General features: G+C 47.4%; 19 protein-coding genes. 13 read left to right on the forward strand and 6 right to left on the reverse strand.

Going from position 1 to position 20,913, the window contains the following annotated elements; all coding sequences use genetic code 11:
* Positions 1 to 152 precede the first annotated feature (152 nt).
* The 4 genes from C504_RS0116260 to C504_RS0116275 all read right to left on the reverse strand — a co-directional run bounded on the left by C504_RS0116260 (position 153) and on the right by C504_RS0116275 (position 3,770).
* Entirely contained in the window at positions 153 to 788 is a 636-nt protein-coding gene (locus C504_RS0116260; RefSeq protein ID WP_018690431.1) for a nucleoside/nucleotide kinase family protein, read from the reverse strand.
* Positions 789 to 795: 7 nt separating this feature from the next.
* Positions 796 to 1,572, reverse strand: a complete 777-nt coding sequence (locus C504_RS0116265) for an ATP-binding cassette domain-containing protein (protein WP_018690432.1) — start codon at positions 1,570 to 1,572, stop codon at positions 796 to 798.
* A complete protein-coding gene (locus C504_RS0116270; protein ID WP_018690433.1) occupies positions 1,572 to 2,654 on the reverse strand; it encodes an ABC transporter permease in 1,083 nt (360 codons plus the stop codon). Before C504_RS0116270 ends, C504_RS0116265 begins: the two co-directional genes overlap by 1 nt.
* 84 nt (positions 2,655 to 2,738) lie before the next feature.
* On the reverse strand, positions 2,739 to 3,770 hold the full coding sequence (locus tag C504_RS0116275; RefSeq protein ID WP_018690434.1) for a sugar ABC transporter substrate-binding protein: 1,032 nt from the start codon (positions 3,768 to 3,770) through the stop codon (positions 2,739 to 2,741).
* A gap of 171 nt (positions 3,771 to 3,941) precedes the next feature.
* Between C504_RS0116275 and C504_RS0116280 the strand changes: the two genes are divergently transcribed.
* Positions 3,942 to 5,144 carry an ROK family transcriptional regulator gene (locus tag C504_RS0116280; protein ID WP_018690435.1) on the forward strand — a complete coding sequence of 401 codons (1,203 nt, stop codon included), beginning with the start codon at positions 3,942 to 3,944 and terminating at the stop codon, positions 5,142 to 5,144.
* An 80-nt stretch (positions 5,145 to 5,224) separates the two neighbouring features.
* On the opposite strand, the gene C504_RS18125 is transcribed toward C504_RS0116280, so the two are convergent.
* A complete protein-coding gene (locus tag C504_RS18125) occupies positions 5,225 to 6,004 on the reverse strand; it encodes a DeoR/GlpR family DNA-binding transcription regulator (protein ID WP_041951804.1) in 780 nt (259 codons plus the stop codon).
* A 178-nt stretch (positions 6,005 to 6,182) separates the two neighbouring features.
* Between C504_RS18125 and phnD the strand changes: the two genes are divergently transcribed.
* The 5 genes from phnD (at position 6,183) to C504_RS18130 (ending at position 10,496) form a co-directional block, all read left to right on the forward strand.
* The gene (gene phnD, locus C504_RS0116290) at positions 6,183 to 7,157 is read left to right on the forward strand and encodes a phosphate/phosphite/phosphonate ABC transporter substrate-binding protein (protein ID WP_018690437.1); all 975 of its coding nucleotides are present in this window, start codon (positions 6,183 to 6,185) and stop codon (positions 7,155 to 7,157) included.
* Positions 7,158 to 7,211: 54 nt separating this feature from the next.
* Positions 7,212 to 7,988 (forward strand): phosphonate ABC transporter ATP-binding protein, encoded by a 777-nt coding sequence (gene phnC, locus C504_RS0116295; RefSeq protein ID WP_018690438.1) that lies wholly within the window; start codon positions 7,212 to 7,214, stop codon positions 7,986 to 7,988.
* On the forward strand, positions 7,985 to 8,779 hold the full coding sequence (gene phnE, locus C504_RS0116300) for a phosphonate ABC transporter, permease protein PhnE (RefSeq protein WP_018690439.1): 795 nt from the start codon (positions 7,985 to 7,987) through the stop codon (positions 8,777 to 8,779). Before phnC ends, phnE (C504_RS0116300) begins: the two co-directional genes overlap by 4 nt.
* A complete protein-coding gene (phnE, locus tag C504_RS0116305) occupies positions 8,776 to 9,585 on the forward strand; it encodes a phosphonate ABC transporter, permease protein PhnE (RefSeq protein WP_018690440.1) in 810 nt (269 codons plus the stop codon). Before phnE (C504_RS0116300) ends, phnE (C504_RS0116305) begins: the two co-directional genes overlap by 4 nt.
* Before the next feature lie 62 nt (positions 9,586 to 9,647).
* Positions 9,648 to 10,496 carry an HAD-IIA family hydrolase gene (locus C504_RS18130; RefSeq protein ID WP_211097989.1) on the forward strand — a complete coding sequence of 283 codons (849 nt, stop codon included), beginning with the start codon at positions 9,648 to 9,650 and terminating at the stop codon, positions 10,494 to 10,496.
* A 105-nt stretch (positions 10,497 to 10,601) separates the two neighbouring features.
* Here C504_RS18130 and C504_RS0116315 read toward each other — a convergent pair whose 3' ends face one another.
* Positions 10,602 to 11,543 (reverse strand): LysR family transcriptional regulator, encoded by a 942-nt coding sequence (locus C504_RS0116315; RefSeq protein ID WP_018690442.1) that lies wholly within the window; start codon positions 11,541 to 11,543, stop codon positions 10,602 to 10,604.
* A gap of 158 nt (positions 11,544 to 11,701) precedes the next feature.
* Between C504_RS0116315 and chvE the strand changes: the two genes are divergently transcribed.
* From chvE to C504_RS0116350, 7 genes are all read left to right on the forward strand, one after another.
* Positions 11,702 to 12,766, forward strand: coding sequence for a multiple monosaccharide ABC transporter substrate-binding protein (gene chvE / locus C504_RS0116320; RefSeq protein WP_018690443.1), 1,065 nt, complete (start codon positions 11,702 to 11,704; stop codon positions 12,764 to 12,766).
* Positions 12,767 to 12,844: 78 nt separating this feature from the next.
* A complete protein-coding gene (mmsA, locus tag C504_RS0116325) occupies positions 12,845 to 14,362 on the forward strand; it encodes a multiple monosaccharide ABC transporter ATP-binding protein (protein ID WP_018690444.1) in 1,518 nt (505 codons plus the stop codon).
* 9 nt (positions 14,363 to 14,371) lie between these two features.
* Complete coding sequence (gene mmsB / locus C504_RS0116330; protein WP_018690445.1) at positions 14,372 to 15,622, forward strand: multiple monosaccharide ABC transporter permease; 1,251 nt, start codon at positions 14,372 to 14,374, stop codon at positions 15,620 to 15,622.
* Positions 15,623 to 15,624: 2 nt separating this feature from the next.
* The gene (araD1, locus tag C504_RS0116335) at positions 15,625 to 16,620 is read left to right on the forward strand and encodes an AraD1 family protein (protein ID WP_018690446.1); all 996 of its coding nucleotides are present in this window, start codon (positions 15,625 to 15,627) and stop codon (positions 16,618 to 16,620) included.
* Between the two features lie 3 nt (positions 16,621 to 16,623).
* Positions 16,624 to 18,366 (forward strand): L-arabinonate dehydratase, encoded by a 1,743-nt coding sequence (araD, locus tag C504_RS0116340; protein WP_018690447.1) that lies wholly within the window; start codon positions 16,624 to 16,626, stop codon positions 18,364 to 18,366.
* A complete protein-coding gene (locus tag C504_RS0116345) occupies positions 18,366 to 19,289 on the forward strand; it encodes a Gfo/Idh/MocA family protein (protein WP_018690448.1) in 924 nt (307 codons plus the stop codon). The genes araD and C504_RS0116345 overlap by 1 nt, the downstream gene beginning before the upstream one ends.
* Positions 19,290 to 19,308: 19 nt before the next feature.
* The gene (locus C504_RS0116350) at positions 19,309 to 20,823 is read left to right on the forward strand and encodes an aldehyde dehydrogenase (NADP(+)) (RefSeq protein WP_018690449.1); all 1,515 of its coding nucleotides are present in this window, start codon (positions 19,309 to 19,311) and stop codon (positions 20,821 to 20,823) included.
* Positions 20,824 to 20,913: the final 90 nt, after the last annotated feature.

Below are 20,913 nucleotides of genomic sequence, written 5' to 3' on the forward strand. Positions count from 1 at the left end.
TAGGTGCGTTCACCTATCGCTCGTTGTTATTGAAGCCTCATCGTTTTGAGGCTTCAAAAATCACTGTTTCTCAGACTTGGGAGTTTAGGCGAAATGTCCTGCGCGTAACGAGATAGTTGCGCGAGGTTAAAGACAATGGTGATCAGCACATATTACGCGTTTGTTTTGAATTCTAAATCGGCAGCTTTGCTCTTTTCAAGAACATAGAGCGCATTTGGAATATCATTGCCCATTGCTTTATCTAAGGCAGCATTCTCACCAAAACCGTGCTCTCGCCATCGCTCGATTAATCGTTCCTTGAGGGTCTCTAGGTTTGGCCGCACGAAGATTGTGAGGTCTAAAAACGGAATGACGTTTGACCAAGGTTGTTCATTTATAAGGAGATAATTGCCCTCAATGACCACGATCTGTGTTTCCAAAGATAGCGCTTGTGCTTCAGGGATGACTGCGTCAACAGTGCGATCGAAAGTTGGGTAATATATCTCAGATTGTTTTTCCGAAATTTGGCTAACCAGTTTTACAAAGCCTACTGCGTCAAACGTTTCGGGCGCACCTTTCCGGTGGCGCAACCCCATTTTGTCAAGTTGCGCATTGTCCAAGTGAAAACCATCCATTGGCACAAGGGCCGCTCTGCCGCGCTCCGTTGAATTGAGGTCATCCACTAGACGTTCAGCCAAAGTGGATTTGCCAGCAGCAGGCGGACCCGCGACAGCTATAATTAAACGCCTGTCGCTTTTGCAGATTTTTGCAATATACGCCAAAATAGTTTTGCGTTCTGTGATGAACATAACTTTGTTAGGCCGCGACCGCTTCTGATGGCGGTTCTTTTGCACCTGTCATAAATGCGACGGCATCAGACATTGTGTAATCTTTGGGATCAATGACGCATAATCGTTTACCAAGCCGATGAATGTGAATGCGATCAGCAACTTCAAAAACATGCGGCATGTTATGGGAAATCAAGATAATTGGAATTCCCCGTGCTTTAACGTCCTGAATGAGTTCCAACACTTTGCGCGATTCCTTGACACCAAGTGCCGCCGTTGGCTCATCCAGAATAATAACCTTTGAACCAAAAGCCGCGGCCCGTGCTACAGCAACGCCTTGGCGTTGACCGCCGGAAAGCGTTTCGACGGCTTGATTGATATTTTGAATTGTCATCAATCCAAGCTCGGTCAATTTTTCACGGGCGAGGGTTTCCATTTTCTTGCGATCAAGCTGCCTGAAAATAGTACCCATAAAACCTTCTTTTTTGATTTCTCGGCCCATGAACATATTATCTGCAATCGACAATGCTGGTGACATTGCAAGCGTTTGATAAACGGTTTCAATGCCGTGAGCGCGTGCTTGAATGGGAGAGGTGAACTTTACCTCTTTACCTTCAATATATATCGAGCCTGCGTCGGGAATAACGGCACCGGATATTGTTTTGATAAGCGTTGATTTACCAGCGCCATTGTCGCCAATGACAGCGAGAATTTCGCCAGGCATCAAATCAAAATCACAACTATCCAACGCGGTTACTTTGCCGTAGCGCTTGACCAAATTACGGCCTTTCAAAATCGGTTCCATTAGTTTGATACCCTTCTGATCCATTGGTCGACAGCGACAGCTGCGATGATGAGCAATCCAATGAGTAAATAAGTCCATTGTGCATCAGCGCCCAGAAGCCGCAAGCCAAGCGTGAAAACGCCAACAATAAGCGCGCCGAACAGCATGCCAAGAACAGACCCGCGACCACCAAACAATGAGATGCCGCCAATAACCACAGCCGTTATTGATTCAATATTTGCTAACTGGCCTGAGGTAGGGGATACGGATCCGATGCGTCCGATAAGTGCCCAGCCTGCAAAGGCGCAAATCAATCCTGACAACATATAGACAGAAATAAGCGTGCGCTTGACGCGAACGCCTGACAGCTCTGCCGCATCGGGATCATCACCCACAGCGTAAACATGTCTTCCCCAAGCGGTTTCGCGCAGTACATAGGTAAGGGCAAGAACTAAGGCGACTAGGAAAATAACGCCGTAGGTAAAGTTTGCACCGCCTCGTCCTGCTTCATCCGCACCAATGGTAAGGGTTGTGCCGAAAAATTGTAAAAGCGGCGCTTCGGTTGCGATTTCTTGGCTGCGAATGGTTTCATTCGCTGAATAGAGGAAGTTGGTTGCCAATATGATCTGCCACATGCCGAGCGTGACAATGAAAGGCGGGAGCTTCATGACCGCAACGAGCCATCCGTTGATGAAGCCGCATAACGTGCCACACAAGAGTCCGCAGGCGACGGCAACTTCAACCGGTAGGCCGTAACGGAACGTGAATTGGCCCATCACCACGGATGAAAGAACCATGATCGCACCAACGGACAAATCAATGCCGGCGGTCAAAATAACAAGCGATTGTGCTGCGCCAACAATGCCAACAATCGCAACTTGTTGAAGAATGAGCGTGAGCGCAAATGGTGAGAAAAATTTACTGCCAAGTAAAATACCAAAAACAATGATTGCGAGAACAAGAACAATCAGAGGCACAAGGGACGGGGTTAAGTGCAGTCGGTGTTGTAAGCGGCCAACAAAACCGCGATCATCATCTGCAAACTGAGCAACCGTTTGTGCATTGCTCGTCGCTAATTTTTCATAATCTTGAGCGTCAGCCATAATTTCTCCCAGCATAAAATATTGGCAATGAGGCGGCAAAAAATCAGCCGCCTCATGTTAGAGTTTATCTATTTCAAAGGGAGATCAACCCCAACACTTATCCATGCCTTCTTTGACACTGATTGATTCAACGCCTTCTGCTGGCTTGTCGGTGACGAGTGCAACGCCTGTATCGAAGAAATCTTTGCCTTCGCTCAATGCTGGTTTCGTGCCGTCTTTTGCCCATGCTGCAATGGCCTCAATTCCCTTAGATGCCATCAAAAGTGGATATTGTTGCGATGTTGCGCCGATGACGCCGTCCGCAACATTTTGAACGCCTGGACATCCGCCATCAACAGAAACGATTAGGACATCGTTTTCGCGCCCGATTGATTTTAAAGCCTCATAAGCGCCTGCGGCGGAAGGTTCATTAATGGTATAAACCACGTTGATTTCTGAATCATTGGCCAGAAGGTTTTCCATCGCCTTGCGGCCACCTTCTTCGTTTCCTGCTGTTACGTCATTGCCAACGATACGCGGGTCGGTTTCATCGCCCCATTTATTTGGGTCGCCAAGTTCAATGCCGAAACCCTGCAGGAAGCCCTGGTCGCGTAAAACACCGACGGTTGGCTGTGAAACTGCGAGATCAAGCATTGCAATTTTAGCGTTTGCTGCTTCAGCACCCAGAGATGCCGCTGCCCATTTACCAATCAATTCACCAGCTAAGAAATTATCTGTTGCGAATGTCGCATCGGCAGCATCAATTGGGTTTAGCGGTGTATCAAGCGCGATCACCAACAGGCCAGCATCGCGGGCTTGTTGAACCGATGAAACGATTGATGAGGTATCAGACGCCGTTATCAAAATGCCTTTCGCACCGTCTGCGATACAGGTTTCAATCGCTGCGACCTGCGTTTCGTGGTCACCGTCAATTTTGCCTGCAAAAGTTTTCAACTCAACACCAAGCTCTTCAGCTTTGGCTGCTGCGCCTTCTTTCATCTTCACAAAGAACGGGTTCGTGTCCGTTTTTGTAATAAGGCAAGCGCTAACCGAATGGCTTGCGGCTGAGGCTGGAGTGATCGCTGCTGCTGATGCAACTAGGGCGCCGACACCGGCTGCCAGAATGGACTTTTTCATGATGTTCCTCCCAAGCGGCACCATGCCGCGAAACAAATAACGTCATCGTACATCTGATGACCCGCCTATTCAGACTCAAAAATTGATCGTTGTCAATTAATAAATCAAGTTTATTTATTAATTGAATATGCGCACTATATATGTTGCAATAAATGGATTAGAGGAGGCGGTATGAACGTGCCAGAAATTAGATCTCTTAGCGGCGGCGCTAATCAAAGCGGTTTGCGCGATTATAATGAGCGCTTGCTTCTGTCCATGCTGCTGCGCAATGGGCCGATGCCGGGAAGTGATTTGGCACGGCACGCGGGTCTGTCAGCACAGACAGTCTCAATCATTTTACGCAAACTGGAGAATGACGGTTTCTTGGAGCGCGGTGAACCGCAACGTGGACGAGTTGGAAAACCATCAATACCTATGGGATTAGCTGCTGGCGGTGCCTATGCATATGGTTTGAAGATCGGAAGGCGCAATGCTGATCTTATTCTTATTGACTTTAAGGGTGGGATCCGCGCACAAAAGAATTTTTCTTATGACTACCCAATGCCGGATCAGATTTTTGACTTTCTAGAAACTGGCATGAGCGACATTGCTTCTAATTTATCGTTGCTTGAGCGTGAGCGGATATGCGGCCTTGGTTTGGCTGCGCCATTCGAGTTGTGGAATTGGTATGAGTTTGCAGGCGCTCCGGCAGAAGAATTTTTGCGGTGGCGCGATATTGATTTTCGCGAACAGGTTTCGCGGTTTAGCGCATTGCCAATCTATATAATGAATGACGCTACAGCTGCCTGCCGTGCAGAACATGTTTATGGTCGGGGAAAAGAATTCCGCGATTATGCTTATTTCTTTATAGCAGCTTTTGTTGGTGGCGGCATCGTACTCAATCATTCTGTTTTTGAAGGCCATCAAGGCAATGCCGGTGCGTTGGGATCGCTAAGAAGCACGGGCCCAAATGGCGAGAGTCGACAATTAATTGACATCGCTTCAATCCATTTGCTTGAATCGCGATTAGAGCAAGCTGGGATAGACCGAAACATTTTATGGCGGCATCCGCAGGATTGGAGCGGTATCACACGTTACGTTGATGCGTGGATGGGCGAAACTGCGCAGGAGCTCGCCAAAGCTGCTTTATCAACCTGTTCGGTGATTGATTTCGAGGCGGTGCTCATCGATGGCGCTTTTCCTGAAAATATCCGCTTTGAATTGGCAGAAAGAACGTCGCGCTATATTGCAAATCAAGATATGCGCGGATTAATCCCCCCCAAGATTGAAGCTGGAAGTATTGGCGGCAATGCCCGTGCATTGGGCGCGGCCAGCGGCCCGATTTTCGCACAATATTTACTAAACACAAATGTGGGTTTAGCTAAGGTTCAGTAGGGAAAAGGTGTTGTTTCACGATATTATAATGATTTTTCACTTTCTACTTTGATCGTTGAATCGGCAAGCTACACGCCGCGCTAGGAGTTAGGCACAAGTATCTGAACGCTATTTTCCTCTAATTTTTTGGTAAAGTCGGCGGCTGGCCGCTTGTCGCTTATGAGAGTGTCAATTTCATCAAACTTTGCGACATGTGTCAGATGCGTCTGACCAAATTTACTGGCGTCGATAAGAAAATTGCACCGTCGGCTTTGTCGTATCATGGCGCGTTTGACAGAGGCAAAGCCCTTAACAGCTTCCGTTACCCCGACATCACTGATGCCTGTGGCCCCAAGAAAGCAAGCATCTACGTTGTAGCCTGCTAAGTATTCACATGTTTCAAGGCCAATAACTGCAGCTTCGCGTGGTAGATATTCGCCAGGGGCAAGACGTACGTCGGCTTTGGGGTTTTGGCCTAAAATCATCGCTACCTGCAAACTGTTGGTAATTGCGATTATCTGTGTTTCGCGAAAGGCAAGAATACGTGCAAATTCCATCGTTGTGGCACCGGCGTCAATCATGATTGACGTGCCATCCTTGACTGTGGAAGCAGCAAATCGGCCAAGCCGTTCGCGCTCTGCGACACGTTGATGACGTCGCTCATCAAGATCACTGGGTGCTCCAGGGTGCTGCGCAGATGCGCCGCCGTGGGCTTTTTGCAACAACCCGCTGCGCCCCAACTCTTCAAAATCGCGGCGCACTGTCTCGGTCGTGACGCCGAACTGTTTGGCCAATTCAGCAACGCGAACATGTGGTTTGAGCTTCAACTCAAGCAGTATTTGCGCGTGCCGTTCCTGCTTTCTGTATCGTCGTGTTAGCACTTTTCACCCTCTTGCATGGCTACTTTATAGCGTAGTTTTGTAACATTTATTCAACAAAAAATATTGGAAATCCAAAATTTTGAAAGAATACATCTTGCTTATCGCAGATTTTAGTGGTGTCATTTCTCCTATCGTGTCCGGTTCGCCGGACAAAATATTTTTCTGGGAGGAGAAACAAATGCTCAGACAAGCACCGTGGGCCACGACGATACTGGCAACACTTTTGATTACAACAGGCGCAGCCTATGCGCAGGAAGAGACAGCATCGCTGGACAGTCAATATACTGATGCAGACGGCGATCTTGTTGCAGACGCACCGACTGATGCTGCTAAGCTGGATGACCCAAGCACACTCGTATTCGCTTACACACCCGTTGAAGACCCTGCAATTTATGAAGATATTTGGACACCATTCATCGATCACCTTGAAAAGGTGACAGGCAAAGACGTTCAATTCTTTGCTGTTCAATCAAACTCGGCAGAAGTTGAAGCTATGCGCTCTGGACGTTTGCATATCGCCGGCTTCTCAACGGGCCCAACGCCCTATGCGGTTAACCTTGCTGGTGCAGTGCCATTTGCGATCATGGGTAGCGATGATGGTCAGTTCGGTTACAAGCTTCAGATTTACACACAAGCCGACAGTGACATAAAAGAAGTTGCTGATATGGCTGGCAAGCGCATCGCGCATACTTCACCAACATCAAACTCAGGTAATCTTGCGCCGCGTGCATTGTTCCCAGATCTCGGCGTCGTGCCGGATAAAGATTACGTTGTAAGTTATTCCGGTTCCCACGATCAATCTATGTTGGGTGTGGTTGCAGGCGATTATGATGCTGCTCCTGTAGCATCGGAAGTGGTTGATCGTATGGCTGAGCGCGGTCTTTATGATCCTGCAAAAGTACGTATTGTGTGGGAAAGCGACCCATTTCCAACAACGTCTTACACTTTCGCGCATAATCTTGCGCCTGAGCTAAAAGAGAAAATCAAAGAGGCTTTCTTCAGCTTTGATTTTAAAGGTACGGCCCTTGGTGAAGAGTTCTCCGGTGTGAGCAAATTCATTCCGATTACATATAAGGATCAGTGGAAAGTTATCCGCCAGATTCAAAAAGCTAACGGTGTTCAATACACACCTGAAGGCCTTGCTGCAGAATAATCAAAAGCGTTGGGGATCGGCACCTTGTTGCCGATCCATCCAAGGAGCTCGTATATGTTGAAAATCACCAACTTGGTCAAACGCTACGGTAATGGCGAGCCGGTTTTAAAAGATCTTGACTTGATGATTGAGGGCGAAAGTGTCGTCTCTATTATCGGTTCATCGGGAGCAGGTAAGTCCACGCTTCTGCGTTGTATCAATCGGTTGGTAGAACCCACATCCGGCAGTATCGAGCTGAATGGCAATGAACTGACGAAGCTTAAAGGTCGGCAGTTACGAACAGCTAGGCGTAAAATCGGTATGGTCTTTCAAGGCTTCAACCTTGTCGACCGACTGACTGTGATGGAAAATGTTCAGTCAGGCCGTTTGGGTTACATCTCAACGTGGGCTGCTGTGACACGGAGTTATCCAAAAGAAGATATTCGCCGTGCATTCGAATTGATGGAGCGTGTCGGCATCGCTCATTATGCCAACAAACGAGCCGATGAGCTTTCTGGCGGTGAACGCCAACGTGTGGGTGTGGTTCGCGCTTTGATGCAGAACCCTGAAATATTACTGGCCGATGAACCGACGGCCTCGCTTGACCCTAAAACGTCTGAGCAAATTATGGAATTGTTGCGCAATCTTGCTGCTGAATTGAAGCTGCCTGTTCTCATCAATATTCACAATGTGACCGAAGCAAAAATCTATACCGACCGGATTGTTGGTATGCGCTACGGGCGGATTATTTTTGATGATAAACCAGATGCACTCGACAAAGAGGCTATGGACAAAATCTATTCGGGCAATCCGCAAGCAGATCGTAACCAAAACATGTTGGAGACAGCATGAGCGAGGTGCGTGATCATTGGCAAAAACCGCCTTTCATCGCCAATACCGCTTTACGTTGGCTCGTCTATGGCGGGGCGATAGCCTATTTTTTATGGGTCGGTGCAACGATGCCGATCAATTGGGTCCGTGTTTCAGAAGGTATAGGCAGGGCTGGTCAAATTTTTGGTGGAGCTTTTCCGCCAAGCTTTGAACGCAGCGGTCTGCTGATTGATGGATTTCTTGAAAGTTTAAAAATCGCATTGCTTGCAACGGCTGGTGGTGTGATTTTATCGATCCCAATCGCCTTTATGGCGGCGCGCAATATTGTACCCTTACCTGTTTATTATATTGGACGTGCGATCATTATTATTGCACGTAGTTTTCACCCCGTTATTGTTGCGATCATTTTCGTTAAGTCTGTTGGTTTTGGACCCTTTGCAGGCGTTCTAACGCTCATTGTGTATTCGATAGGCTTCGTTGCTAAAATGCTAGCGGAGCGAATTGAAGAGATTGATTTTGGACAAGTTGAAGCGATGCGCGCCGCAGGTGCACCTTATCTTTCTACTTTGTTTTATGCGATATTTCCTCAAATTATGCCCCGTCAAATCGGTTTGGCGATCTATCAACTTGATTCCAATTTACGTGCTTCAGCAGTGGTGGGCCTCGTTGGTGCAGGCGGTATCGGTGCCACATTGGCTAACGCATTTGGGCGGTACGATTACGATTTCGCATTAGCCATTACAATTGTCATCGTGGGCGTCATTTTGATTTCTGAAGGAATAAGCGGACAGATAAGGAAGCGCATCGGATGAGTACGATTGCGGAAAAATTCGGTCGTGAAGATTGGGCGCGTTTTACACCCAAACAACGGCTGCAGCGCTATGCCGTTTTTGCTTTTAGCGCGTTAACACTTGGGTGGGCTATAAGCTCGATTGATGTCATATGGCCTTGGGTTTGGGATGCGCCAGAACAAATGGCAGATTTGTTCGGACGGATGTATCCACCCGATGCGCGTAATCTAAAGACAATTCTCAGCGTCTTGCTGGAGACGGTGAATATTGCAACATTTGCAACTGTTCTTGGTGTCTTGCTGTCTTTGCCTGTTGCTTACTTAGCCGCTCAGAACACGACACCCAACCGGGCTACACTTTGGCTTGGGCGATTGATCCTTGTTACATCACGGTCGGTGAACACCATCATATGGGCATTGCTTTTTGTGGCGATTTTCGGCCCAGGAGTTGTTGCGGGTATTCTGGCTATCATGTTCCGCTCAATAGGTTTCATAGGCAAATTGCTTGGTGAAGCAATTGAAGAAATTGATAAGCGTCCTGTAGAAGCTCTTGAGGCAACAGGTGCGTCCCGCTTCAAAGTAATTGTCTATGCGATTGTTCCGCAAGTTATACCGACATTTTGGGCGGTAGCGATATTGCGTTGGGACATAAATCTGCGTGAGTCCACTGTGCTTGGTCTTGTTGGAGCGGGAGGTATCGGTATTGTTTTGCAAGGTGCGATTGATACGTTCAATTGGCCTGAGGCAGCAACGGTGTTACTCGCTATTATTGCTTTGGTAGTAATCGGTGAATTTATTGCCGCGTTTCTGCGTAGCCGTATTTTATAATATCAATGATGAGCACTGACGCACATAACGCATTCAGTGCCTATATATAGGTACGTGATCGCTTGCCGTTTGCAGAATTTCCGACGTCATGGGTGCAAGCGAAAACATTAGAAGCAATTGTTGAGCCTTATGATGTCATAATGCTCGATGCTTATGGTGTTTTGAATGTGGGGGAAGTCGCCATTGAAGGCGCAGCATCACGCATTGCCTCACTACGTGAATGTGGCAAAAAGGTAATGGTAGTATCAAATTCGGCCGCATACCCAAAGCCGCGCATGATGGAGCGATATGCGCGACTTGGTTTTGATTTCACACCATCTGAAGTCGTCACAAGCCGTGAGGCTTTGGTGCAATATATTGAGCAATTTAACTCTATGAAATGGGGCATGATGCTGAATGCCTCGCATGGTATCAGCGATCTAGAAAGCGTGAATGCAGAGTGTTTAACGGATGAGCCGTCCACCTATGATGCGGTTGATGGATTTTTATTGTTCGGTGCAGATGCATGGAGTGATGAACGCCAAGAAATGTTAGAGGGATCGTTACGCAAAAAACCGCGCCCTGTTATTGTCGGTAATCCAGATATGGTTGCTCCGCGGGAAAGAGGGCTGTCACGTGAACCGGGCTATTTCGCGCACCGATTAGCCGATAAGACCAGCGTCAAGCCGCATTTCATCGGAAAACCATTTAAAGAGATTTATGATTTGGCTCTCTCAAGGCAATCACTGAAACTGGAGCCATCACGGGTGCTGATGGTAGGCGATACATTGCATACTGATATCCTTGGTGGCAGCCAGATGGGGTTTGATACCGCGCTCGTAATGAAACACGGCTTGCTCTCAGGATTTGATGCAGACAAAGCAATCAAGCGTTCTGGCATTGTCCCTAACTTTGTGATCGACGAGATATAATCTTACTGATTTCCCTAATTTATACTCGAGCCCATTATATTTGCATAAATGTGGAGGATTGTGAGATCCGAAATACGACTTGCATCAAACATTGTCGTTCACGCCCTAAGCTTCTTGAAAAGAGCGCTCAATTTCATTGAAGACCATTGATGCGGCAGGTGTAAATTCTGCCCCAGCGCGGCTAATTAAAGAATAAGGCTCAACAGAAATAGGTAAGTTAGTTTTAAGTGTAACAAGACCGTTTGTTCCACCTTCTTCAGCTGCAAAACTTTTCGCAACGGATGTCGCAATGGGTGCAATGGCATTGGATTGCCTGACCAGCGCTAGCGTAAACAAATATGATGACGTGGTGAGAATGTTTTGCGGCAACGGTATCTTTGCACGGCTCAATGTTCGTTCAACGGTTGTCCGTAAAATTGCACCGGCTTTCGGTAATATCCAATCGTAAGGCAGCAGAGCATCGATAGGCAACATCCCGCCTTTTCTCGCCAGTGCATGGCCAGGTCTTACGACGAAGGAAACCTGTTCTTCTATTTTTATGGACTGTGTAAATTGCCTATGATCAGCATGATGGGGCAGTCGGCACAGGGCAAAATCAAGTTCTCCATCTAGTACCATAGGAATGAGGGCGTCACTTGCCGCAACATCCACCCGTAAAGATATAGTCGGATAACTTAACCGAATACGGCGCAATGCAGGTATTGCAAAATCGATTGCTGGCCCAGTTACTGAACCAAGTGAAACCGAACCATAAATGCCTTTGGCGAGTTCATCGATTTCTTGGCCCGCATCATCAATCTCTCGAAGAATACGCGAGGAGCGAAGAGCAAATTTCTCTCCTGCGCTTGTCAGTTCAATACCACGGCCGGTACGTCGATACATTGCAATGCCACTTAACTGTTCAAGCTCGCTTGCCAATCGCGAAGCGGCAGGCTGACTGATGCCGATGGCATCTGCTGCAGCTGAAATACCGCCATACTGGCGTAAGACAGCGGCGAAGCGGAGGTGAGATAGTTTTAAACCTCTGTTCAATAAATCAATCGACATAGCCACTCAATATAACATTTTTGATATAATAATATAAGATTAAATAATTTGACGGGTATGTCTAGTTTGTTCATGACAGGGTATCTAAAAGTGCGCTTGTGCTTTCGGATTGGGAAAAATTAATTAGGGATCGCTAGCTGCGATCGTGGGAGGAAACTATGAAATTCTTTAGAACAGGTCTTGCCGCTCTTGCTGCATTGGCCACTATTTCTGTTGGTCCTGCAGTGGCGCAGGACAAAGGCACGATCGGCATCGCTATGCCGACCAAATCATCCGCGCGCTGGATCTCTGACGGTAATTCTATGGTCGAGCAATTCAAAGAAGCGGGCTACACAACCGATTTGCAATATGCAGAAGATGATATTCCAAACCAATTGGCTCAGATCGAGAATATGATCACCAAAGGTGCCGATGTATTGGTCATTGCAGCTATCGATGGCACAACATTGTCGAACGCATTGGAAAATGCAGCGGCAGCTGGCATTAAAGTTGTCGCATATGACCGTTTGATCCGTGATAGCGGCAATGTCGATTACTATGCGACATTCGATAACTTCAAAGTCGGTGTTCAGCAGGCAACGTCACTTGCAAATGGACTTAAAGAACGCTTTGGCGATGGTCCATACAATGTAGAGTTGTTCGGCGGATCGCCTGACGATAATAATGCTTACTTCTTCTACAATGGTGCAATGAGTGTGCTTCAGCCGTTAATTGATGATGGCACAATCGTAATTCAGTCTGGCCAAATGGGTATGGATACTGTCGGCACATTGCGCTGGGATGGCGCGGTTGCGCAGGCGCGTATGGATAACCTTTTGTCTGCCCACTACACCGATAAAGTACTTCACGGTGCGCTAAGTCCGTACGATGGCTTGTCGATTGGTATTTTGTCTTCGCTTAAAGGTGTTGGCTATGGATCAGGCGATTTGGCGATGCCTATCGTATCTGGACAGGATGCTGAAGTGCAGTCAGTAAAGTCTATTCTTGCTGACGAGCAATACTCAACAGTATTTAAAGATACTCGTGAGCTTGCTCGTGTCACAGTTGGTATGGTGAATGCATTGGTTGAAGGCGGAGAGCCAGAAATTAATGACACATCTACTTATGACAATGGTGTTAAAGTGGTTCCGTCTTATCTTCTTGAGCCAGTGTCCGTTGACAAGTCAAATTGGGAAGAAGTCCTAATTGGCAGCGGTTATTACACTAAAGATCAGGTCCAGTAATCACGGTCTCCCGAGTCCGGCTGCTGATTAAAAGGCGGCCGGACAATTTCATTTGATTTCACTGAAGGTTAGTTGAGCATGTCCACGCTGTTAGAAATGCGCGACATCACCAAAACGTTTCCAGGGGTCAGGGCACTCGATAACGTTAATCTTGAGGTCGCTGAAGGCGAAATCCATGCGGTCGTTGGCGAAAACGGCGCTGGAAAATCCACCCTCATGAAGATCCTGTCAGGAGTTTACCCTAAGGGACAATATGAAGGTGAAATCATCTTCGATGGGCAGCGATTGAATCTGCGCGATATACGCGATTCCGAAGACCGCGGCATCATCATCATTCATCAAGAGCTCGCGCTTGTTCCACAATTGTCGATTGCTGAAAATATATTCCTCGGCAATGAACGTTCAAAAAACTCTGTTATCAATTGGCACGAAACCAATCGTGCAACAGAAGCGCTACTTGCAAAGGTAGGTCTTGTTGAGGCGCCGACAACGAAGGTCGGTAGCATTGGCGTTGGTAAGCAGCAATTGGTTGAAATTGCTAAAGCGCTGTCGAAAGATGTTAAATTACTTATTTTAGATGAGCCAACCGCTGCATTGCAGGAAAATGACAGCCGAAAATTGCTGGATTTGATGCTTGAATTGAAGGCGCAAGGCGTCACGAGCATCATCATATCTCACAAGTTAGGTGAGGTACGCTATGTTGCCGACAGCGTTACGGTGATCCGTGATGGTTCAACGGTCTCCAAGCTTAGTGCTAAGAGCGGCTTTAAAGAAGATGATATCGTGCGCGATATGGTTGGCCGCGATATGACGCATCGTTTTCCCGAACACAAAAGAACGCCTGGCGATGTATTGCTAGATGTCAGTAACTGGAATGTATGGCACCCCGAACATATTGAACGCCAAATAATCAAGAATATTTCATTCCAGGCGCGTGCGGGAGAAGTTGTTGGCATTGCTGGTCTCATGGGGTCGGGACGAACCGAACTCGCTATGTCAATATTCGGCCAATCTTACGGCAAACGGATTTCGGGCGAGGTAAAATTAAATGGCAATCCGGTCAATGTATCGAGTGTTGATCGTGCAATTGACGCCGGAATTTCATATGTAACGGAAGACCGTAAAGTTTATGGTTTGGTACTTGATGAAACTATCCGCTTCAATACCACGCTTGCCAATCTAGACGGCGTATCTTCTGCAGGTGTTATTAAGCGCAATATGGAAACAAGCGTTGCGGAGCGATACCGCAATGCGCTTGCAGTGCGCACGCCATCGGTCTTTCAGAAAACCGTCAACCTTTCTGGCGGTAACCAGCAAAAGGTGGTTTTAGCCAAATGGCTATTTACTGAACCGGATGTTCTGATTTTGGATGAACCGACCCGCGGGATAGATGTCGGTGCAAAATACGAAATTTATAACATCATCAATGAACTGGCTGATCTTGGTAAAGCGGTTGTGATGATTTCTTCCGAAATGCCTGAACTACTGGGTATGTGTGATCGAATTTACGTGATGAATGAGGGTGAATTCGTCGGTGAGTTAGACGCGGCTGAAGCAAACCAAGAGCGCATCATGGCGCTGATCGTTCAAGAATAGAGATACAAGATGGTTGATAGCGAAACACAAGAATTATCTTCGACAAAACCTGCCGTGCAAACAAAAAGTATTGGGCATTATCTGTCTGCAAACTTACGCCAGTACGGGCTTCTTCTAGCTCTTATTGTTGTAATGGTTTTCTTTCAAATTGTTACTGATGGTACGCTTTTGCGCGCGGTGAATGTAACAAACCTGCTACTGCAAAACTCATATATCATCATTATGGCTCTTGGCATGCTGATCGTTATTGTTGCGGGACATATCGATCTTTCGGTGGGCTCAGTTATGGGATTCATCGGGGCTCTGGCGGCGGTCATGATCGTCAATTTTGATATGAATATTTATTTAGCAGGCGCTATATGCCTTGCTACGGGCGCGCTTATAGGCGCTGCACAAGGGTACTGGGTTGCTTATTGGAACATTCCATCTTTTATCGTCACTTTGGCAGGGATGTTGGTTTTCCGCGGATTGTCATTGCTCTTACTTGAAGGCCAATCAGTCGGACCATTTCCGCGTGAGTTTCAAATTATAGCGACAGGCTTTTTGGGTGATTTTTTCCCCAAGACTATAGGTGAGGGGCTGGCTAGCATTTTTGCAGTAAGGCAGATCAATACTGTCGCATTCCTATCGGGTATTGCAGCTGCCATTCTACTTGTTTGGATGGGCATGCGTAAACGTGCTGCAAATATCGCATATGGGGTTGAAGAAGAACCCGCAGTTATCTTTTATGTACGCACCTTCATCGTTGCCGCTGCACTTATTTTCGTAATGTACAAGCTAAGCCAATTCCGTGGTTTACCCAATGTACTTTTGACGATGGGTTTTCTTGCCGTCATCTATGGCTTTGTAACTGAAAATACCGTTATTGGACGCCGCATTTACGCACTGGGGGGCAATCAAAAAGCCGCTCAATTATCGGGTATCAAAACCAAGCGCTTAACATTTCTCGCATTTACAAATATGGGATTTTTGGCCGCCGCCGCCGGCATGGTTTTTGCAGCCCGTTTGAATACTGCGACACCTAAAGCAGGTTTCGCTCTCGAATTGGATGTGATCGCTGCGGTCTTTATCGGCGGCGCTTCGATGTCAGGAGGCGTGGGTACGATAGTTGGCGCTGTCATTGGTGCCTTTTTGATGGGGGTTCTTAATAACGGCATGTCCATCATGGGTATTGGTATTGATTATCAACAAATGATCAAAGGGCTCGTCCTTCTCGCTGCAGTAGTTTTCGATGTTTACAATAAGAATAAGGAGGCCTGAGCATGTTGATTTCTCAGATTAGAAACGACCAAGGCGGCATTAGTGTCGTTGTTAGAAATGGCGCTGAAGCCTCTATCATACAGGGGGTTGATAGTAGCTATGCGTTGGTACGCAAAGCCATTGTCGGTAAAATGTCGATTGCTACATGTGTTCGCGAACACACACTTGGACCAGCTGTCGATCTTGAAGTGCTAGCCGAGCAAAATCGCATACTTTTGCCTATCCATCATGATGACCCGTCACATATGCATTTAACCGGCACTGGACTAACACATTTAGGGTCCGCTTCAACGCGTGATGCAATGCATAGTAAAAATGCTGTCGAAAGCAGCAAAATGACGGATTCTATGCGCATGTTCCAAATGGGACTGGAAAGCGGCAAACCAGCTGCTGGTAAGGTTGGCGTCCAACCAGAATGGTTCTACAAAGGCAATGGTACAGCTGCAGTCGCGCCGGGCCATTCACTTAACAGTCCTGAATTTGCTGATGATGGTGGGGAAGAACCGGAAGTTGCTGGCATTTATGTGATCGGGGATACTGGGGTGGTCCACCGTGTTGGATTTGCGCTATCGAACGAATTTTCAGATCATGTCATGGAACGGGTAAATTACCTCTATCTTGCGCATTCCAAACTGCGTGAAGCATCATTCGGACCAGAGATTTTTATCGGCGAATTGCCGGCAGATATCCGTGGTACGAGCTCTATTGTGCGCAATGGTGAGACAATATGGTCAAAGCCATTCTTGTCTGGCGAAGACAACATGTCCCATACAATTGCCAATCTTGAACATCATCATTTTAAATATGAATTGTTCCGACAGCCGGGTGATGTACACGTCCATATGTTTGGTACAGCAACACTTTCGTTCGCTGATAAAATCGCTTGTGAAAATGGCGACGAATTTGTGATCTCCGCACCTGATTTTGGTATGCCACTGCGCAATCCATTACAAATGGCACGTAAGACCGACGCCCTCATTTCTGTTGAGGTGCTATAAATTATGACTTTTGAACCTGCAAAGTGGCCGCGTAAATTACGCTCGCAAGAGTGGTATGGCGGTACCTCACGCGATGCGATTTATCATAGAGGCTGGCTTAAGAACCAAGGTTACCCGCACGATTTGTTCGACGGAAGGCCGGTTATTGGCATATTGAATACATGGTCTGATCTTACACCATGTAACGGGCATCTGCGCGAGCTTGCTGAAAAGGTTAAAGCAGGTGTTTGGGAGGCCGGTGGTTTTCCGCTTGAAGTGCCTGTTTTTTCTGCGTCAGAAAATACTTTTCGCCCCACCGCCATGATGTACCGAAATCTGGCTGCTATGTCTGTTGAAGAAGCAATGCGCGGACAGCCAATTGATGGAGCGGTTTTGCTGGTCGGATGCGACAAGACCACACCTTCACTCCTTATGGGAGCAGCCTCTACTGATATTCCGTCCATTGCTGTTACAGGTGGGCCGATGCTCAATGGTTGGTTCCGCGGAGAGCGGTTAGGATCTGGAACGCATCTGTGGAAATTTGCTGAAGCTATTAAAGCTGGTGAGATGAGCCCAGAAGAGTTTGCTGAGGCGGAACAATCTATGTCGCGGTCATCTGGCACTTGCAATACTATGGGTACGGCATCAACAATGGCTTCAATGGTCGAAGCACTTGGCATGGCATTGTCAGGTAATGCGGCGATACCAGCCGTTGATTCACGACGCCGTGTTATGGCGCAAATGTCAGGGCGCCGTATCGTACAAATGGTCAAGGATGATCTTAAACCTTCCGACATCATGACAAAACAAGCATTTGAAAATGCGATCCGAACTAACGGCGCAATTGGTGGGTCGACAAACGCAGCCATCCATATGATGGCTATGGCAGGGCGCGTCGGCATTGATTTAACGTTGGATGATTGGGACAGGTGCGGGCGTGAAGTTCCGACCATTGTTAATCTTATGCCGTCGGGAAAATATCTCATGGAAGAGTTTTTCTATGCAGGTGGTTTGCCGGTTGTGCTAAAAGCTTTGGGTGATGGCGGGCTGTTGCATAAAGATGCTCTGACTGTTTCGGGTACATCGATTTGGGATGAAGTCAAAGACGCTAAAAACTGGAATGAAGATGTTATTCGTCCTGTTGAAAATGCGCTGACGCCGCAGGGCGGGATTGCCGTTTTGCGCGGTAATCTTGCTCCCAACGGTGCCGTGCTTAAACCCTCTGCAGCAACACCATCTCTGCTCAAGCATCGCGGACGCGCTGTCGTTTTTGAAGATATTGATGATTACAAATCCAAGATCAATGATGAAGCGCTTGATATTGATGAGACATGCATCATGGTTCTGAAGAACTGTGGCCCCAAGGGATATCCTGGAATGGCTGAAGTAGGCAATATGGGGTTACCACCAAAGGTCTTGCGTAAAGGAATAACAGACATGGTACGCATTTCAGATGCGCGCATGTCAGGTACAGCTTATGGAACGGTTATATTGCACACTGCACCGGAGGCTGCAGCAGGTGGGCCGCTTGCGGTTGTTCAAAATGGTGACATGATTGAACTGGATGTGGCAGCACGAAGCCTTCATCTCGACATTCCAAATGATGAGTTGCAGTCAAGACTTGATTCTTGGAAACGTAGCCACGATGTGCCTGTGAGTGGTTATGCAAAATTGTTTCATGACCATGTTGAGGGCGCTGATACGGGGGCAGATTTTGATTTTCTAAAAGGGTGTCGCGGTTCAGCAGTCGGCAAGGACTCACATTAATGGTACATAAAATAGCTTTGGTAGGCATAGGTAAGATTGCCATTGATCAGCATATTCCAGCCATCACCAATAATCCTAACTTAGAGCTAAGTGCTACAGTTAGTCGAAATGCTTCTGTCGACGGTGTGGATAGCTACGCAACCCTTGATGAAATGCTTGAAGCGCGGCCTGATATTAAGGTCGTGTCTTTAGCCATACCGCCGCAACCACGTTTTGATTACGCTGTTAAAGCCTTAAAAGCAGGGCGTCACTTGATGCTGGAAAAGCCGCCGGGCCAAAGTTTAGCGGAATGTTATGCGCTGGAAAAACTGGCAATTGAAAAAAATGTGACATTGTTTGCCACATGGCATTCTCGATATGCGGTTTCTATTCCAGCTACGAAAGAATGGCTTTCTTCGCGCACAATCAAACGCTTTCAAATTACTTGGAAAGAAGATGTGCGGCGTTGGCATCCAGGGCAAGAATGGGTGTGGAGTCCTGGTGGCTTGGGGGTGTTTGATCCTGGGATAAATGCGCTTTCTATCATGACTGAAATTTTGCCATTTGCTGTCCATCTAAATGCTGCAACTTTGGAATTTCCGTCCAATCGAGATACGCCGATTGCCGCAAAACTTTCTTTTACGAACGCTGATAGAGCAAATGTTGAGGCAGTATTTGATTGGCGCCAAGAGGGCCCACAAACATGGGACATTGATGTCGAAACGGATCAAGGCGACCTAAAAATATCGTCTGGCGGCGCAAAGATGAGCATTGATGGCAACGTGAGGATTGATGGTAGCGATCATGAATACGCCAATCTGTACACGCAAATGGATGGGCTGCTGCAGGCGCATAAAAGCGATTTTGATTTGAGTCCTATGATCCATGTTTGCGATGCATTCGCATTGGGTAAGCGCACCACTGTTGCACCATTTCACTTTTAAAAGTTGAAAGATTTATACTATGAATTACACTCCGCACGGTAAGCATCTGATTGCAGGAAATTGGGTTTCTGGAACTGAAACTTTTCAGTCTCAACCTGCAAGTGGAACCGCATATTCTTTCAGTACGGGAACGCTTGAACATGTCCACGGCGCAGTGCAAGCTGCTGAAGATGCATTTTCATCCTATGGCTGGGCGACAAATGAGCAGCGGGCGTCTTTCTTAGAAAAGATTGCTGAAGAGATAGAAAAGCGCGGCGCGGATATCACGGCTTTGGGGGCTTCAGAAACTGGATTGCCAGAGGCGCGACTTGAAGGTGAGCGCGGACGAACTACGGGACAATTGAAGTTTTTTGCTGAGCACATCAGAAAAGGCGCATATCTTGACCAGCGCAAGGATGAGGCATTACCGGACCGCGCACCTTTACCGCGTCCTGAATTGCAAATGGTACAACGTCCTATAGGGCCTGTGGCTATATTTGGCGCTTCTAACTTTCCCTTGGCATTTTCGACAGCGGGTGGAGATACGGCATCGGCGCTTGCCGCCGGCTGTCCAGTTATCGTGAAGGGGCACCCCGCACATCCTGGTACTGGTGAATTGGTTGCAGATGCTATCTCAGCAGCCATTAAGTCATGCGGCGTACATCCCGGTGTATTTTCTCTGATCCAAGATAATGGCTTTGATGTTGGTAAGACACTGGTTGAACATCCATTAATTTGCGCGGTCGGTTTCACCGGTTCTTTACGCGGTGGCCGTGCTCTTTTTGAGCTATGTGCTCAAAGGCCGGTTCCAATCCCATTTTTTGGAGAGCTTGGCTCAATCAACCCGATGTTTATATTACCGCAAGCTGCCGCGGCACGCGGCGCTGATATAGGTAAAGGGTGGGCATCATCGCTCACGATGGGCGCTGGACAATTTTGTACAAATCCCGGCGTAGCGGTGATCTTGGACGAACAAGCTGATGGTTTTATTTCAGGTGCTAAAAATGCATTGGAAAGCGTTGAAAATCAAACAATGCTTACATCTGCAATTGCCCATAGTTACCAGCAGGATGCCGAGCGGGTGGCAGCAATAACAGGCGTAAAGGCACTTGTACAAAATAAATGTGCTGATCGCGAAGCGGGCGCTCAATTGTACGAAGTTAATGCCGATGTGTGGCTTGAGAAAAATGATCTCAGCGAAGAGGTGTTTGGACCTTTGGGAATTGTGGTTCGGGCCAAAGATAATGCACAAATTATAGAGATCGCAAAGTCCTTGGAGGGACAGCTAACATCTACGCTTCACATGGATGAAACGGACCTTTCTTTGGCACAAGATTTACTACCGATCCTTGAGCGCAAAGCAGGGCGCTTGCTCGTAAACGGCTTTCCAACCGGCGTAGAGGTTGCCGATGCGATGGTTCATGGTGGCCCTTATCCTGCTTCAACCAATTTTGGTGCCACATCTGTTGGTTCAATGTCTATTCGCCGTTTCCTGCGACCTGTTTGCTACCAAAATTTTCCGGTTGAATTACTGCCAAAAGCTCTTAGCGAGTAAGAACAAGGCCGTTGTCAATGGGGTATGCTTTTCCCAAAGAGATAGGGTTAAATCTCGATATTGGCAACGAAAATAATTCTTCATGACTTG

Origin of the sequence: Ahrensia kielensis DSM 5890, from assembly GCF_000374465.1 — a bacterium.
Lineage (GTDB): Bacteria > Pseudomonadota > Alphaproteobacteria > Rhizobiales > Rhizobiaceae > Ahrensia > Ahrensia kielensis.